Genomic DNA, 16,986 nt, shown 5'->3' on the forward strand with positions numbered 1-16,986 from the left:
GCCTATCCGAACGGCGCATTGAGGGCGACGACCTTATAGTTCAGCCAGGCCGCAAACGACACCCAGGCAAGATAGGGCCACATCAGCATTGAGGCTGGCCGTGAGAAGCGCGCCAGGAAGACAATCAGCACAAGGACAGATATCCAGAGGGTCGCGACTTCCGCAAGCGCCCAGTCCGGCCGCCGAAGCGTAAAGAACACGCCGCTCCAGGCAATGTTCAGCACGGCGTTGAAAAAGAACAGGATGATCAGCAGGGAACGGTCGCGCTGCGTGCGGGCAGCTCTCCATCCCGTCGCGGCAGCCAGCGCGGCGAGCGCGTAGATGATCGTCCAGGCCGGCGCAAATGCCCAGTCCGGAGGGTTGAGCGAAGACTTCTCGAGTCCGCGGTACCATACGTCGATCCGGGTCATCGCGCCGCCGGCAATTGCGGTCGCCAGCGCAGCGATAGACGCAACCAGTACCGGACGTTTTTGAATCACGGTTGCCCGTGCCGTGCTGGCGCAAGGCCAAGCAGGTGCGCGGTATCTTTCAGAAAGATCCTGAGATGGGCCATATGGTCCGGCTTGCCGAGGCGCTTGTTGAGATAAGCGTCCCAGGTCAGCCGTTGCACATCCCGGTCATTGCACATGGCCACAAAGCCTTCCCGCCGCTTGTCGGAGCGGTACCAGAAATGCTGCATGATGCCGAGGATCATGAAAACCTGCCCGTGCGCCTTCATGTAGCGTTTGCGGGTCGCGGCCAGCGCGCGGACATCGCCGGTGCTGAGCAGCTCATCAATTGCCGTGGCGGCTTCGCGGCCGCCCAGCATCGCATAGTAGATGCCTTCGCCGGACGCCGGCGCGACAACACCGGCGGCATCGCCGGCGAGGATCACATCCCGCCCATTATCCCAGCGCTTGAGGGGTTTCAGCGGGATCGGCGCGCCTTCCTTGCGGACGAGGTCTGCGCGGTCGAGGCCGATATCCTTGCGCAGTGTGCGGATGGCCTCTCGCAGGGAGAATCCCTTGTTGGCGCTGCCAACGCCCACGCTTGTCGTTTCGCCATGCGGGAACACCCAGGCATAGAAGTCCGGCGAAAGGCGGCCCTGATAGTAGATGTCGCAGCGCGACGGATCAAAGCCGTCCGTCGCAGCCGGAGATCGGATGATCTCGTGATAGGCAAACACGCATTTGGTCTCGCCGCCGCCGGGGATCGCCTCGGCCGCAACGCGTGACTTTGCACCATCTGCGCCGATGATGGTCCGGGTGCGGACGCTGACGGTGCCCGCATCTTCTTCCTTCGGCGTATAGACAACCGTTGCGCCGCCGTGTGTGTCGCGGTCGATCCGCAAAAAGCTCCCGGCCTGCCGCTCTGCGCCTGCAGAGGCAGCGCGGGCGCGCAGCCACTCATCAAAGTGCTCGCGGTCCACCATCCCGACGGCGCCGCCCTCAACCGGCATGTCGACCACCCGGCCGGAAGGCGCAACCATACGCGCCGCGCTCGCCCGGGCCACCAGCATCGAGTCCGGAATATTGAAATCCTGGATCAGGCGGGGCGGGATTGCGCCGCCGCAAGGCTTGATCCGCCCGGCCCTGTCGAGCAGCAGCACGCGGCGGCCGGATCTGGCCAGATCATGCGCGGCCGTTGCGCCGGCAGGCCCGCCGCCAACGATGACGCAGTCATATATTTCATCTGTATTCGGAGGGTTCATGTTGCGTCCCCGGTTCTGACGGTAAGGAATTCATGGCTGGGCATGGACGGCAGCCGCGCGTCATCGGCCCGGGTCGCCCCGACGCGCAGCGCCAGGGCGGCGGCCACGATGAAGGTCAGGCCTTCCAGCACGAAGACCAGTGCGAAGGCCGGGGCAGGGCTGTCCATCAGGGCGCGGGCAACATCCACGGCCGCTGCGCCCAGGAATCCGCCAAGGCCGAAGGCAATGGCCTGCGAGGCGCCCCACAGGCCCATCCGCGTGCCCTCGCGCCGTGTGCCCCCGGCGCTCGCCAGCGTCATCATTGACCCGATCGCGGCAACAGCAAATGCGCCGTTGGCGATACCGAGCGCGATCACGTTCGCCGCCAGCGGCCAGTCCGCGCCAAAGCTGTAAGTGCCAAGCCCGAGCGCCAGCAGCGCGCTGGCCGAGGCGATACATCCGCCCACGGTCCATGCCCGCATGAAGCCTGCCCGGGACTTGCCGATTACCGTGCCGGCGATCGCGGTCACGATCATGCCCAGCAGGGTTCCCATATTCTGCATGCCGGACAGCTGCGTGGAACTGCCGACATCATAGCCGTGGACGAAGCCCGCAAAGGGCTCGAGGATCAGGTCCTGCGCGCTGTAAGCCAGCATCGACACGAAGACGAAGACCGTGAACCGGCGTGCCTGCGGATCATTCCAGGTCTCCATCAGGGCGACCCGGAAGGCTGCGTTTTCCTGAGCAGAGTCTACACCAGATCCGGCCCGGCGTGTGGACAGTTTCTGGACGGGTTCGAGCCCCCTCAGCGCGAGGAAAGTGACCGCCAGCGCAATCGCGCAAACGCAAACTGTCACAAGGATGAGGCGGTCAAAACTGAAGGGCTTCAGGAAGCCGCCGCCAATCCCGGCGGTCAGGACAAAGCCCATGATCATCATGATCCAGACAATCGCTGCCGCCGCCGCCTTGCGCGAAGGCTGTGTGCGGATGGCCAGCAGGGCAAGGAGATTCGTGCCGGCTGCGCCGACGCCTCCGCCGATCAGGGCATAGGCCAGCACAGAGGCGGCAAATCCGGCCCAGAAGTGCGAGGTCATCAGGGCGGCTGACAGCGCCGCGAGGATTGCGCCCGCTGCCAGCACGGCCATGCCGCCGAGGATCCACGGCGCGCGCCGTCCGCCTGTATCCGCGCCGTATCCCCAACGGGGGCGCGACATCTGCACGGCGTAGTGCCAGCTGACCAGCAGTCCCGGAATCGCGGCCGCAAGGCCAAGCTCGACTACCATGACCCGGTTCAGCGTGGAGGTCATCAGGATGACGATGGCGCCGAGCGCGGTCTGGACGAGTCCCAGGCGGACAATGCCGAGCCAGCCGAAAGGGGGCGCCGCGCCGGTCATCCGGCAGACCAGGGCGCAACCGCAAAGGCGCTCGCCAACATGCCGAGAACGTAGAGAAGCACGCCAAACGCCGAGTACCAGATCGCCTTGCCGCGCGGATCTGCCAGCAGCGGGCGCATAAGCCAGACCTGCGCGCCCAGCAGTGCCAGCACAATGCCGGCATGCACGGGCCTGCCGATGCCGATCAGCAGCAGGATCACCGCCATCTGCGGCAGTGCCATCACGACGCAGGCTAGCCGTGCCGCGCGGTCAGGCCCCAGCTGCACCGGCAGGGAGCGCACCCCCATCTTCGTGTCGCCCTCGATCGACTTGAAGTCGTTGAGCGTCATGATCCCGTGCGCGCCGACAGAGTAGAGCAGCGCGAGGATCAGGATCAGCGGATGGGGCAGGGCGCCCAGCATCACGGCGGCGCCGGTGAACCAGGCGATGCCTTCATAAGAAATTCCGACTGCGGCATTGCCCCACCAGCCATTCATCTTGAGGCGCAGCGGCGGCGCGCTGTACGCCCAGGCGAGGAACACGGCGACCAGTGTCGCCGCAAATGCCCAGAAGCCCAGCGCCAGCCCGAGCAGCAGCGACAGCCCCGACCACAGCACCGCCAGATAGAAGCCCCACCGCCCCGGAATCCGCCCCGACGGAATGGGCCTGCCCGGTTCATTGATGGCATCGACATGGCGGTCATACCAATCATTCACCGCCTGACTGGAGGCGCACACCATGGGGCCAGCCAGAAGCATGCCGCCGAGCAGCAGGTGAAGGTTCGGAGCCAGAGGCTGGCCGCTGGATACGGCGCCGCACATATAGGCCCACATCGCGGCAAACCAGGTGACCGGCTTGAAAAGTTCCAGCACCGCCCGCGGTTCGGGCAGGTGCCGGGCCATAACCGGGAGGGGCGTCTCGACCATGAGTGTAAATTACGGTTGGCGTACCGCGGTGTCAATCCGAATTGACGCATCAGTGCGTGGCCTGAAAATAGTCCGTCTGCGGACTAAAACCGGCAGGCGTCGTCAATTCTTGTCGTCGATTCCGAAGCGCTTGAGCTTGGAATAGAGACCCTGCCGGCTCAGGCCCAGAATCTCTGCCGCCGAGGCACGGTTGTCATCGGTCAGCCGCAGCGCCGCTTCGATGCACAGTCGTTCAATCAGGGTGGTGGAATCGCGCACGATGTCCTTCAGCGGCATCCGGCCAACGAGGTTGGTAAGGTGGTCCACCGACCGCGGCAGTTCCTCTCCCGGCGGCGGTTCGGCAGCCAGCCTCCGGCTCACGATGCGCACCGAAAATGCATAGTACGCTGCCCGGCCCGCGCCCGTGGACACGGCCGAAACCTCGACCTGCTCCTCGGTATTGAACCGGTCACGCAGCACCGTCGCAAAGTTGCGGGCCGAGCCATTGTTCTTGAGGGTCGATACCAGCACGTTCAGGTCCGTCGCTGAGCGGCCGAGGTATTGAGACAGGCGCGCACCGGCGGCCTGATCCTCTTCGCTGAGATGCGCCATCTCGAGGAAGGCGTGATTGGCCGCGAGGACCCTCAGCTCGTCATCCGTCACCACGAATGCATCCGGCAGGCTTTCCAGCGTCTGCATCAGCTTTTCGCGGCTGTTCTTGTCGTCATTGCCGGCAACGGCATCGCTGCCAACCTTGACAACGAGACGCGAGTCCATGCCCTGGCCAAAGACGGATGCAGACAGCATCACCTTCTTGCCGGAGGCAAGCTCGATCTTTTCTGCAGAGGCGCTTCCGGCGGCGAGCGCCTTGGCCGCCATACGCTCCACCGATCTTGCGGCGCGCGGCGCGAACAGTCCGGGAAAGTCCTGGCTCGCCAGCAGTTCTGCATCGGTGCCGAACACTTTGCCGGCCGAACGATTTGCCGCTTCGACCAGGAGATCGTCCCCCGTCACGATCAGGATCGGCTCGGCAACCGCCTCGAAGATCATCTTGTAGCGCGCTTCCGCCTTGCGCAGCCGCGAATAGTCCCGCTCGATATCCTGCTGCGCCCGGACGAGTTTCTGCTGCAGGTCGGAAATGTCTCTGAGGTCGCGCCCGAAGGCGACGACCGGGCCACCGGCCTCGGCGCGGATGGTGCGATAGGCAATCGCGATATCGCGCACACTTCCGGAGGGATGATTGACCTGGCGCAACCGACCCTGTGTCTTGCCGTCAGCGTCCTTCAGCAGGGTTTCGATCTTGGGCCGGCTGTCAGGGGCGACCGTGTCGGCCCAGGCTTTCCCGATCCAACCTGCAGCGAAGCCCGATTTGCGCAGTTCCTCGGAAGCGATGCCAACATCCTTCACCACCCCGTCCTGCAGGATAAGGACGATGTCTGCCGCCTGTTCCAGAAGTGCCGCAACAGTCTGAGCGCTCAATCCCGAAAGATGCTGCTCCGCGTCGCGAAACGAGGATTTGAGGGGCGAGGCTTGCGACGATGCATCCATTTTGGTTCCAAACAGACCACGGTGATAACCCGCGAAAGCCCCTAGCAGCCCAGCTATGACATTGCCAACAGTTTCCTTGCAAGGTCCGGGGCATCCAGTCCGCTACCAGCGATAGCGTCTGCGCCGATTTCCAGCGCAATATGCGGTGAGTGCTGGAAAAGATGCCCTCCAGCAAGAATCTTGAGCCGGTTGTTTCGCGACGCCTTGCGCCAGGATGACACGATCGCCCGCAAATCACCCGCAACAAGGTCGCTCGCCACGGACAACCCGGCCATGTCAAACCGGTGATTCGAAAGGGTGCGCAGAAGGGTGGCTGGGTCTCCGGACGTGTCCGATGTGACGGCCCAACCATTCTGGCGGAAGAGTTCGGAGGCGACCAGCACACCGAACACATGTTGTTCTCCCGGCGCGCTCGCAATCAGGATGCTCGGGGCCGTTTCGGAGCTCAGGTCAGTCGTGTGTACGGCGTCTCCCGAGATGCGATGAACGATTTCATGCAGCCGGCACACCCCGATGGTCACGTCGACAAAGCTCACACGGTCATTCGCCCACATCTCGCCGAGTTCGCGGGCGGCGGGGGCAAACAGCTGGACCAGCAGGCTGGATGTTTCATGACCGCGGGCGATGTGCGCATCGGCAAGCTGCGTGGCGCGGTCGCTGTCCTCGGAAAGGAGGGCCTCCACGAAAGCGTCCTGTTCCGAGGCGGAGAACGCCATGCCCCGGACTTCAACGCTGCTGCGATGCGCCACGCGCGGTAGCGCCGGCATCCGGCTGGCAATCATCAGGCGCGGAATAATCTCCGACTGCAGGGCGGCAAACAGCTCGGGCTGGTCGGAAGAGAGGGGTTTTGCTGAAGGCTCGGCACCGAGCTGGCGCCATAATCCGACAAGGAAGGGAATGGGCCGTATGATAACGTCCGCAAAGTTGTCTGCACCTGGCCCGGATCTCGATTCCTGGTTGAGCGCCATGCGTTCCTCCGTTCAGCCATGCACCGGGCGCGCGTTGTCAGCACGCCGGGAAAACACGGCTCCTTATAGCCCTGCAACATGTCGCCGGAAAAGAACCATCCCGGCTTGATCAAATAGCGGGAATTCATCCGTAGGCGGATGTTCCCGTGAAGCCTTGACTGCGTGGGAGGTCGCAGGAACGGCGGGTAACCTTCAGCACACTCCGGAAGGACGGCACATGCGCCGAAAAGCCGGATAACCATTTCCTGCCCTTAGGTATCATGGGTGGTTTTCTGAATCCATCCAAAAGCAGGTGACAAGGGGAAACTCCCCCCTTTCCGGTGAATTGTCAATCGGATTTGACGTCAACACAGATTGACATATCGGAGTCCGAGGCTATCGTCGTGCTCAGACGAGAATGGGAAAGACAGGGCCTCGGACCATGTTGGAACACCCCATCGATGCAGGGAGGAAGCCGCTGTATACTGCCGAACAGCGCCGCCGCCGGGATGCTTCGCCCTGGACTCTCGTGCAGGGCATCCTGGCGCCGCTTCAATTCCTCGTATTTCTGGTCAGCCTGATTCTGGTCATCCGTTACCTGGTCTCGGGTGACGGCCTTGCCGTGGCGACCGCCTCCATCGTCCTAAAGACGTTCGTGCTCTACGCCATCATGATCACCGGCTCGATCTGGGAGAAGGAAGTCTTCGGCAAATACCTGTTTGCCGGGCCGTTCTTCTGGGAAGATGCCGTTTCGATGATCGTGATTGCTCTGCACACGGTCTATCTGGTGATGCTGCTTGGCGGCATCGGTTCTCCCGTCGCGCAGATCGCCGTCGCGCTCGCGGCATATGCAACATATGTGGTGAATGCCGTGCAGTTCCTTTGGAAGCTGCGCCTCGCCCGCCTCGAACCTGTGATGGCAGGGGAGGCGGCCGCATGACCCAACTGATCCCTTCCGCGACCCAGTCCGGCTCCGCCGCACCGCCTGCGCGCGCCGTACTGCGCGAACGGGGGCAGCGGGAAGTGTTCTGCGGCCTCACCTCGATCATGTGGCTGCACCGCAAGATGCAGGATGCATTCTTCCTGATCGTCGGCTCGCGCACCTGCGCCCACCTGATGCAATCGGCGGCGGGCGTGATGATCTTTGCGGAGCCCCGCTTTGCCACGGCAATCATCGAGGAACGCGACCTTGCCGGCATGGCCGACATGAACGAGGAACTCGGCAAGACGGTGGCGCGCCTTCTGGAGCGCCGGCCGGAAATCAAGCTCCTGTTCCTCGTCGGGTCCTGCCCCTCGGAAGTGATCAAGCTCGATCTAGGCCGGGCGGCCGAGCGGCTCTCGAAAACCTATGCGCCGCAGGTGCGCATCCTCAACTATTCCGGCAGCGGAATCGAAACGACCTTCACACAGGGCGAGGATGCCTGCCTCACGGCGCTCGTGCCGGAACTGCCGGAGGATACGAAAGGCGCCACTGCACTGATCGTCGCCGGCGCGCTGGCGGATATTGTTGAAGATCAGTTTGCGCGGATGTTTGATGCGCTCGGCATCGGCCCGGTGCATTTCCTCCCGAGCCGGCGTGCCGGCGCGCTGCCGCCGGTCGGCCCGAACACGAAGTTCCTGCTTGCCCAGCCATGGCTCAGGGATACAGCGCGTTCGCTCGAGGCGCGCGGCGCGGTGCATCTGCCCGCGCTCTTTCCTTACGGGGCCGAGGGCACGACCGCCTGGCTCAAGGCAGCGGCCGACGCTTTCGGCATCAGCCCGGAGCGGTTCCATGCCGTCACCGAGATGCCGCGCGCCCGTGCCGCCCGCGGACTGGCGCGCTACCAGGAAACCCTCGCCGGTAAATCCCTGTTCTGCTTCCCAGACTCGCAGATCGAAGTGCCGCTGGCGCGTTTCCTGTCGCGTGAGCTTGGCATGCGTCTGGAAGAAGTCGGCACGCCCTATCTGCACGCCGCCCACATGGCTGGCGAGCTGGCGCTCCTGCCGGCAGACGCGCGGATCAGTGAAGGTCAGGACGTTGATCTGCAGCTCGACCGCTGCCGCGATGTGCGCCCGGATATCACCCTTTGCGGCATGGGTCTCGCCAACCCGCTCGAGCGGGAAGGGCTGACCACGAAATGGTCGATCGAACTCGTCTTCACTCCCATCCAGGGCTACGAACAGGCTGGTGACCTCGCCGAGCTGTTCGCGCGCCCGCTTGTCCGGCGAACGAGGCTCGCAGTCTGATGCAACTTACGGTCTGGACATATGAAGGCCCGCCGCACATCGGCGCCATGCGGATCGCAACGGCGATGGAAGGCCTGCACTATGTCCTTCACGCGCCGCAGGGCGATACCTATGCGGACCTCCTCTTCACGATGATCGAGCGGCGCGGCAAGCGCCCGCCGGTGACCTACACGACCTTCGAGGCGCGCGATCTCGGCTCGGATACTGCTGAAATTTTCAAGCGCGCCGCACGCGATGCCTATGCACGGTTCAGCCCGCAGGCGATCATGGTCGGCGCATCTTGCACGGCAGAGCTTATCCAGGATGACCCCGGCGGCCTTGCAAAGGCGCTGGACCTTCCCGTGCCGGTCATTCCGCTGGAATTGCCTTCCTATTCCAAGAAGGAAAACTGGGGCGCCTCGGAAACCTTCTATCGCCTGGTACGCGGGCTCTCGCAGCCGCAACCGAAGGCCAAACCCTGCAGGATGACGCGTCCGCTCTGCAACATCCTTGGCCCGGCAGCGCTCGGCTTCCGGCACCGGGATGACCTGCGCGAGATTGCCGGCCTGCTGGGCCATCTCGGCGTCGAGATCAATGTCGTCGCGCCGATGGGTGCAACCCCAGAAGACCTCGTCCGGCTTCCGGCGGCAGACTTCAATGTCTTGCTCTATCCGGAAATCGCCGACGTCGCGGCCCGTTTCCTCGAGAAGGAATTCGGCCAGCCCTACACCAAGACCATCCCGATCGGGGCAGGTGCCACGCGCGACTTCATCCATGAGGTCTGCGCCCTGGCCGGCATCGACGTGCCCGACCTGTCGGATTTCGAAAGCAACATGCCGTGGTGGTCCCGGTCGGTCGATTCGAACTATCTCACCGGCAAGCGCGTTTTCATCTTCGGCGACGCGACCCATGCGCTGGCCGCCGCCCGCGTGGCCTCGGACGAACTGGCCTTCACGGTCGTCGGCCTCGGCTGCTACAACCGGGAATTCGCCCGCCCCGTGCGCGAAGCCGCCTCTGAGCTCGGCCTCGAAGCGCTGATCACGGATGATTACCTGGAAGTCGAAGCGGCGATCCAGAGGCTGCAGCCCGAACTGATTCTCGGCACGCAGATGGAACGCCATATCGCCAAGCGGTTCGGCATTCCGTGTGCGGTCATTTCCTCTCCCGTGCATGTTCAGGATTTCCCCGCGCGCTATGCCCCTCAGATGGGTTTTGAAGGCGCGAACGTCCTGTTCGACACCTGGGTCCATCCCCTGATCATGGGTCTCGAAGAGCACCTGCTCGGCATGTTCCGCGAAGATTTCGAGTTCAACGATGCGGCCGGCGCGTCGCATCTCGGCGGCCATGGCGCCGCGCAGAAATCCCGTGAGGAAGATGGTCCAGACGCCGCTGAAGTGGGCCTTGAATCAGACGTCATCGCCTGGGCCCCGGAGGCCGAGAGTGAGTTGAAGAAGATCCCCTTCTTCGTGCGCGGCAAGGCCAAGCGCAACACGGAGGCCTTCGCCCGCGATCAGCATCTCGGCACCATCACGCTCGAGACCCTCTATGATGCAAAGGCGCGGTATGGCCGGTAAGCGCGCACTCGTTGTCGACAAGACGCCCGTCCGGGTCGTGATCCTGTCCCTGGATTCGCATCTGTGCGCAGCCGTGCGCGCAGCCGAATCCGAGCTTCGCCGCACGTTGCCGGCGCTGTCCCTCGACTTTCACGCTGCCTCCGAATGGGATCACCGCCCTGCAGCGCTGCGCGCAGCGATCGAGGATATCGGGTGCGCCGACATCATTATCTCCTCTATGCTGTTCATCGAGGAGCATATCCGGGCCGTGCTCCCGGCGCTGAAGGCGCGGCGCGAGCAGTGCGACGCTTTTGTAGGCTGCATGTCGGCGTCCGAGATCGTGCAGCTGACGCGCCTCGACCGGTTTGACATGTCGCGTCCCGCCAGCGGGCCGATCGCGCTGATGAAACGTCTCAAGGGCTCGGGCGACAAGGCCAAGGCCGGCGAGAAGCAGATGAAGACGCTGCGCCGCCTACCCAAGATCCTGCGCTACATACCCGGCGTTGCGCAGGACGTGCGCGCCTATTTCCTGACGATGCAATACTGGCTCGCGGGCTCGGAGCGCAACATCGCCAATGCCGTCCGCTTCCTGATCGATCGCTACGCCGCAGGTCCGCGGGCCCATCTTCGCGGTACGCTCAATCCGGCCCCGCCGGAAGAGTATCCGGACACCGGCCTCTATCATCCCGGCATCAAGGGCGGCGTTGCCGAACGCCTGGATGCCCTGCCGAAAGGCGCCCCCCGCCAACCCGTTGTCGGCCTTCTGGTCATGCGCTCCTACGTCTCGTCCGGCGATACCGGGCATTATGACGGCGCGATTGCGGCGCTCGAAGCCCGCGGCCTGAAAGTCATTCCGGCCTTTGCCAGCGGCCTTGATGCCCGCGCGGCCATCCGGCGCTTTTTCATGCGCGGCGAAACGCCCACAATCGACGCGCTCGTTTCCCTTACCGGCTTTTCCCTTGTCGGCGGCCCGGCCTTCAATGACTCTGAAGGCGCTGTCGAGATGTTGAAAGCCCTCGATATTCCCTATGTCTGCGCCCTTGCTTCGGAGTTCCAGTCCCTGTCGGACTGGGGTTCGGGCTCGCGCGGACTGATGCCGATCGAGACCACGATGATGGTCGCTCTTCCCGAGCTAGACGGCGCCACAGGGTCCATTGTCATCGGCGGGCGCGCCGATCATGGCACGACGTGTATCGGCTGCGCCCGCCGTTGCACATTCGCCGATGACAACCGTCGTATGCGGTCCTGCCCGGAGCGCGCCGAACAGCTCGCCGCCCGGGTTGACCGCCTGATCCGCCTGAAACGCTCCGCGCGCGCCAGCCGCCGCGTCGCGATCACGCTGTTCAACTTCCCGCCAAACTCCGGCAGTGTGGGCACCGCCGCCCACCTGTCGGTGTTCGAGTCCCTGCACAATTTCCTGAAGCGGCTGGCCGCCGAGGGATACTCTGTCGACGTGCCTGCAACGGTCGATGACCTGAAAGAAGCATTGCTCGAGGGAAACAAGGAGCGCTACGGCACGGAGGCCAATGTCGGCGCCGAGATTCCGGTGGCGCATCATGTCCGGCGCGAACGGAGACTGAAAGATATCGAAGCGGCCTGGGGCCCGGCGCCCGGCCGTGTACTGACGGATGGCCGCGCGCTGTTCGTGCTTGGCGCACAGTTCGGTAATGTTTTTGTCGGCCTGCAGCCGGGCTTCGGCTATGAAGGCGACCCGATGCGCCTGCTCTTCGAGAAGGGCTTTGCGCCGACGCATGCCTTCGCAGCCTATTATTCCTGGCTGAAACAGGCCTTCTGCGCCGACGCTGTCGTGCATTTCGGAACACATGGCGCGCTGGAGTTCATGCCGGGCAAACAGACCGGCCTCTCGGGCGACTGCTGGCCGGACTATCTGATCGGCGACCTGCCCAACATCTATTTCTACGCGGCAAATAATCCGTCCGAAGCCACGATCGCGCGCCGCCGAGGCAACGCGACGACCGTGTCCTACCTGACGCCGCCGGTTGCCGAATCCGGTCTCTACCGAGGCCTGTCGGACCTGTCGGCCACCATCCAGCGCTGGCGCGGATTGGACCCGGCCGCCACCTCGGAGCGGGCGGACCTTGAAGCGCTGATTGCGCAGCAGGCAAGCGATCTTGATCTTGATCCGCCGGCATCCTTCGACCGTCCGCAGGACCGGATTGAAGCCATCCGGCTGAAACTCCTGGAAATCGAGGGCACGCTGATCCCCGAGGGCCTGCACGTCGCGGGGCAGGGGCTCGGGCCGGAGGCGCGCCGCAACCTGCTCGCCGCGATGCCGCCGGCAGAGGGTGACGCTCCGCTTCCGGACGTAGTTCTCGATGCGCTGGTTGCCGGGACTGCACCGTCGGAGATTGCCGCCCGGCACAGGCTCGAAGCACGCACTGCCGAGCTGGAGCGCCTTGCCCGTGCCAATCGTCTGCTCTCGGAAGATCATGAAATGGCCGCGCTCATCCGCGCGCTGGATGCAGGGTACACACCGCCCGTACCGGGCGGCGACCTGATCCGCTCGCCGGACATCCTGCCGTCCGGCCGCAACATTCACGGCTTCGATCCGTTCCGGCTGCCCAGCGCCTACGCGGTTGCCGATGGCCGGCGCCAGGCTGACCGGCTGATCGAACGTCACCGGTCGGAGACCGGCCGCCTGCCCGAGACGATGGCGATCGTGCTTTGGGGCACGGATAATCTGAAAAGCGAAGGCGCTCAGATCGCGCAGGCCATGGCGCTGCTCGGCGCAACGCCCCGCTTCGATTCCTATGGACGGCTTGCCGGCGCAGACCTGATCCCACTCGAAAAGCTCGGCCGTCCGCGCATCGATGTCATGGTCACGCTGTCCGGCATCTTCCGCGATCTTCTGCCCCTGCAGACTCGGATGCTGGCCGATGCCGCCTTCGCAGCGGCCCATGCCGATGAGCCCGCCGACCTCAACTTCATCCGCAAGCATGCGCTGGCTTGGCAGGCGAGTTCCGGCGCAGACATGGCAACCGCCGCCCTGCGCGTCTTCTCGAATGCCGACGGCGCCTATGGTGCCAACGTCAACTATCTGATTTCCGCCGGAACCTGGGACAATGAGGACGAGCTGGGCGATGCCTTCGCTACGCGCAAATGCTTCGCCTACGGACGGGATGGCCGGCCGCATGCCCAGCCGGCGCTGTTGAGCAGCCTGCTTTCCGGTGTCGAGGTTGCCTACCAGAATCTCGAATCGGTCGAGACCGGCCTGACAACCATCGATCACTATTTCGATACGCTCGGCGGCATTTCCCGCGCCGCCACCAAGGCGCGCGGTGAGCAACCCTCCGTGTACATCGGCGACCAGACACGCGGCGACGGCATAGTCCGCACACTGGCAGAGCAGGTCGCATTGGAAACTCGCTCACGTACGCTGAACCCGAAATGGTATGAAGGCATGCTGCGCCACGGCTATGAAGGCGTGCGCCAGATCGAAGCTCAGGTGACCAACACGATGGGCTGGTCGGCGACGACCGGCCAGGTCGCGCCCTGGGTCTACCAGCAGATGACCGAAACCTTCGTTCTTGACGAAACGCTGCGCCGCCGCCTGTCGGAACTGAACCCGGCAGCGACCGCGAATGTCGCGGGCCGTCTGATCGAGGCGTCCGAGCGCCGCTACTGGTCGCCGGATCCCGAAACACTGGCCGCGCTGCGCGCCGCGAGCGCCGAAATCGAAGATCGCCTCGAAGGCATCACCCCATCACAAGGAGCCGCCGCATGACGAGTCTCGCACTCAACCGGCCCGGTGCCCGCCGTCCCGACGGGGAGGGCAGTGTGCAGGTGAAGCTCGATTCCCGCTTCGAAACCGGCAGCGCCAAAGTTTTTGCCGTGTACGGAAAAGGCGGGATCGGAAAATCCACGACCTCCTCCAACCTGTCCGCGGCCTTCTCCAATATCGGCAAGCGTGTGCTGCAGATCGGGTGTGATCCGAAGCACGATTCCACCTTCACCCTGACCAAGAAGCTGATGCCGACCGTCATTGATGTCCTGGAATCGGTCGAGTTCCACTCGGAGGAACTGAGAACCGAAGACTTCGTTTTCCAGGGCTATAACGGCGTCATGTGTGTCGAGGCGGGCGGACCGCCGGCCGGAACGGGCTGCGGCGGCTATGTCGTCGGCCAGACGGTCAAGCTCCTGAAGGAGCACCGCCTGCTGGAAGACACGGATGTGGTGATCTTCGATGTGCTGGGCGATGTCGTCTGCGGCGGTTTTGCCTCGCCGCTCCAGCACGCCGAGCGCGGCATCATCGTCACCGCCAATGATTTCGACTCGATCTTCGCCATGAACCGCATCGTCGCGGCCATCCAGGCCAAGGCGCAGAACTATGCTGTCCGTCTCGGCGGCGTCATCGCCAACCGCTCGAAGGCGACCGACGAGATCGACCGCTACTGCGACGCCACCGGCATGCAGCGCATCGCCCATTTCCCGGACCTCGATGTCATCCGCCGCTCGCGCCTGAAGAAGTCGACCATTTTCGAGATGGAGCCGTCGCCGGAACTCGAAGCAGTGCAGAAAGAGTATCTGCGCCTCGCCGCCGCGCTCTGGCTGGGCGGGGATCCTGTCGAGGCGGTTCCTATGAAGGACCGCGAAATCTTTGACTTCCTGGGGTTCGACTGATGGAAGCGGCTTACCAGACCCGGCGCGCAGAATTGCAGGCTTATTTCGGCGACACCGCCGCGGCCGCGTGGGAAGCGCTGACCTCGGCGGCGCCGGTCAGCGGCATCCGCGCTGCCGTGAGGGCCGGGCGCGCCTCGATGCATGACACGATCCTTTCCTGGCTGCCGGCAGACCTCTCCAGCCGCCGCGTGCTCGATGCTGGCTGCGGCACAGGCACATTTGCCGCCGCCGCTGCGGCGCGCGGCGCCGAAGTACTCGCCGTGGACATTGCCGGCCCGCTTGTCGAGATCGCTGCCGAACGTCTCACCGATCCCGCGATCATTTCCCGCATCACTTGGCGCGTCGGCGACATGAGCTCGCCCGAGCTCGGCGTGTTCGACCATGCGGTCGCGATGGATTCGGTCATCCACTATGAAGAAGCCGACATGGCCGCGATGATCGCGCGCATCCTGCCGCGCGTGCGCTATTCGCTGATCTTCACCCATGCGCCGCGCACTGCGCTGCTCTCCGCCATGCATGGCGCCGGAAAGCTTTTCCCGCGCGCAGACCGCGCCCCCGCCATCGTGCCCGTCTCGGGCGCAAACCTCGCCCGTCGCATCGAGGCGCTGACAGACGGCGCCTTCCGCGTGTCGCGCACGCACCGGGTCCATTCCGGATTCTACTTCTCCGAAGCTGCGGAGGTGGTGCGGACATGACCCCCGAGCGGCGCTCCTTCGCAAGCCTCTGGATGAGTGTGGGAACGAAGTTCCTGCCCTTCGCTGATGCTGCCAGCGAACAGCTGCCGCTGGGCCGCCTCCTGCGCCTGTCGCTGTTCCAGGTCTCGGTCGGCATGGCGATGGTGCTGCTGACCGGAACGCTGAACCGGGTGATGATCGTGGAGCTGGGCGTTTCGGCCTGGTTGGTGGCGCTGATGGTTGCGCTGCCCCTCGTCTTCGCGCCGCTGCGCGCCCTGATCGGCCACAAGTCGGACACGCACCGCTCCGTACTCGGATGGCGCCGCGTGCCCTTCATCTGGTTCGGATCGCTGTTCCAGTTCGGCGGTCTCGCGCTGATGCCGTTTGCGCTGATCCTCCTGTCCGGCGATTCGACCGGCCCGGCCTGGATCGGACATGCGGGCGCGGCGGTTGCTTTCCTGCTCGTCGGCGCCGGCATTCACACAACCCAGACTGCCGGCCTCGCCCTCGCCAGCGACCTTGCCAGCGACGAGACGCGTCCGCGTGTCGTGGCGCTCCTCTACATCATGCTGCTCGCTGGCATGGTGGCGAGCTCGCTCCTCTTCGGCTGGCTGCTGCGGGACTTCAACACTCTGATCCTGATACAGGTCATCCAGGGCGCAGCCGTTGTGACCATGGTCCTCAACGTCATCGCGCTTTGGAAACAGGAAACCCGCAATCCGGCGCTGACGGCGCCTGACCGCGCGCAGCCGGGCTTTGCCGAAACCTGGGCCCGCCTCCTCGGGGATCGCAACACCGTCCGCCTGCTGATTGCCGCGGGCACCGGCGCGGCGGCCTTCGCAATGCAGGACGTGCTGCTCGAGCCCTACGGCGCAGAAGTGCTCGGCATGAGCGTCTCGGCAACCACACGCCTGACCGCCCTGTCCGCCTTCGGGGCCCTGATCGGGTTCGCCATATCGGCCAACCAGCTGAGCCGCGGCGGAGAGCCTCACCGCCTCGCCGGGGCAGGGGCCGTGGCGGGCGTGTTCGCCTTTGCCCTTGTCGTGATTGCCTATCCGGCAGGCTCGCTCTTCACTTTCCTCTGCGGCGCCTTCCTCATCGGTTTCGGCGGCGGCCTGTTTTCTGTTGGCACACTGACGGCCATCATGGCGGTTGCGCGCCAGCATGACAGCGGCATCGCCCTCGGCGCTTGGGGCGCAGTCACGGCAACCGCAACCGGTGTGGCGGTCGCCCTCGGCGGCGCGATCCGGGATGTCGTCTCCGGCCTCGCCGAAAGTGGCCAGCTGGGGCCTGCCCTCACCGGAGCCGCGCCGGGCTACGGCGCCGTGTATCACATCGAAATTCTGCTGCTCTTTGTAACGCTGGCGGTGATCGGGCCTCTTGCCCGCCACTCGCTGGCCTCGCCTGCAACCCCTTCCACAAAATTCGGCCTGGCTGCCCACCCAGGCTGATACGACCCCTAAGGAGAATG

General features: G+C 64.6%; 13 protein-coding genes. 7 read left to right on the forward strand and 6 right to left on the reverse strand.

Annotation, left to right across the window (positions count from 1 at the left end; genetic code table 11):
• Positions 1-2: 2 nt before the first annotated feature.
• From ACK4TE_RS04725 to ACK4TE_RS04750, 6 genes are all read right to left on the reverse strand, one after another.
• Positions 3-479 carry a TspO/MBR family protein gene (locus ACK4TE_RS04725; protein WP_409910333.1) on the reverse strand — a complete coding sequence of 159 codons (477 nt, stop codon included), beginning with the start codon at positions 477-479 and terminating at the stop codon, positions 3-5.
• Positions 476-1,690, reverse strand: coding sequence for a geranylgeranyl diphosphate reductase (locus ACK4TE_RS04730; protein WP_409910334.1), 1,215 nt, complete (start codon positions 1,688-1,690; stop codon positions 476-478). The genes ACK4TE_RS04725 and ACK4TE_RS04730 overlap by 4 nt, the downstream gene beginning before the upstream one ends.
• Complete coding sequence (locus tag ACK4TE_RS04735) at positions 1,687-3,063, reverse strand: BCD family MFS transporter (RefSeq protein ID WP_409910335.1); 1,377 nt, start codon at positions 3,061-3,063, stop codon at positions 1,687-1,689. The genes ACK4TE_RS04730 and ACK4TE_RS04735 overlap by 4 nt, the downstream gene beginning before the upstream one ends.
• Complete coding sequence (gene chlG / locus ACK4TE_RS04740) at positions 3,060-3,968, reverse strand: chlorophyll synthase ChlG (protein ID WP_409910336.1); 909 nt, start codon at positions 3,966-3,968, stop codon at positions 3,060-3,062. The genes ACK4TE_RS04735 and chlG overlap by 4 nt, the downstream gene beginning before the upstream one ends.
• A 102-nt stretch (positions 3,969-4,070) precedes the next feature.
• Positions 4,071-5,426 (reverse strand): transcriptional regulator PpsR, encoded by a 1,356-nt coding sequence (gene ppsR / locus ACK4TE_RS04745; protein WP_409910337.1) that lies wholly within the window; start codon positions 5,424-5,426, stop codon positions 4,071-4,073.
• A 122-nt stretch (positions 5,427-5,548) separates the two neighbouring features.
• A complete protein-coding gene (locus tag ACK4TE_RS04750; protein WP_409910338.1) occupies positions 5,549-6,463 on the reverse strand; it encodes a B12-binding domain-containing protein in 915 nt (304 codons plus the stop codon).
• 421 nt (positions 6,464-6,884) lie between these two features.
• Between ACK4TE_RS04750 and bchF the strand changes: the two genes are divergently transcribed.
• Genes bchF through ACK4TE_RS04785 form a run of 7 tightly spaced genes read left to right on the forward strand, consistent with a single transcriptional unit; the run spans position 6,885 to position 16,966 of the window.
• Entirely contained in the window at positions 6,885-7,382 is a 498-nt protein-coding gene (gene bchF, locus ACK4TE_RS04755; RefSeq protein WP_409910339.1) for a 2-vinyl bacteriochlorophyllide hydratase, read from the forward strand.
• Positions 7,379-8,668, forward strand: coding sequence for a ferredoxin:protochlorophyllide reductase (ATP-dependent) subunit N (locus ACK4TE_RS04760; RefSeq protein ID WP_409910340.1), 1,290 nt, complete (start codon positions 7,379-7,381; stop codon positions 8,666-8,668). Before bchF ends, ACK4TE_RS04760 begins: the two co-directional genes overlap by 4 nt.
• Positions 8,668-10,221: a ferredoxin:protochlorophyllide reductase (ATP-dependent) subunit B gene (gene bchB, locus ACK4TE_RS04765; RefSeq protein ID WP_409910341.1), complete on the forward strand. Its 1,554-nt coding sequence runs from the start codon at positions 8,668-8,670 to the stop codon at positions 10,219-10,221. The genes ACK4TE_RS04760 and bchB overlap by 1 nt, the downstream gene beginning before the upstream one ends.
• Positions 10,211-13,945, forward strand: a complete 3,735-nt coding sequence (locus ACK4TE_RS04770) for a magnesium chelatase subunit H (protein ID WP_409910342.1) — start codon at positions 10,211-10,213, stop codon at positions 13,943-13,945. The genes bchB and ACK4TE_RS04770 overlap by 11 nt, the downstream gene beginning before the upstream one ends.
• Positions 13,942-14,841 carry a ferredoxin:protochlorophyllide reductase (ATP-dependent) iron-sulfur ATP-binding protein gene (gene bchL / locus ACK4TE_RS04775; RefSeq protein ID WP_409910343.1) on the forward strand — a complete coding sequence of 300 codons (900 nt, stop codon included), beginning with the start codon at positions 13,942-13,944 and terminating at the stop codon, positions 14,839-14,841. The genes ACK4TE_RS04770 and bchL overlap by 4 nt, the downstream gene beginning before the upstream one ends.
• Positions 14,838-15,536, forward strand: coding sequence for a magnesium protoporphyrin IX methyltransferase (bchM, locus tag ACK4TE_RS04780; RefSeq protein WP_409910365.1), 699 nt, complete (start codon positions 14,838-14,840; stop codon positions 15,534-15,536). Before bchL ends, bchM begins: the two co-directional genes overlap by 4 nt.
• Entirely contained in the window at positions 15,533-16,966 is a 1,434-nt protein-coding gene (locus ACK4TE_RS04785; protein ID WP_409910344.1) for a BCD family MFS transporter, read from the forward strand. Before bchM ends, ACK4TE_RS04785 begins: the two co-directional genes overlap by 4 nt.
• Positions 16,967-16,986 lie beyond the last annotated feature (20 nt).

Source organism: Hyphomonas sp. (assembly GCF_046313975.1).
Classification (GTDB): domain Bacteria; phylum Pseudomonadota; class Alphaproteobacteria; order Caulobacterales; family Hyphomonadaceae; genus Hyphomonas.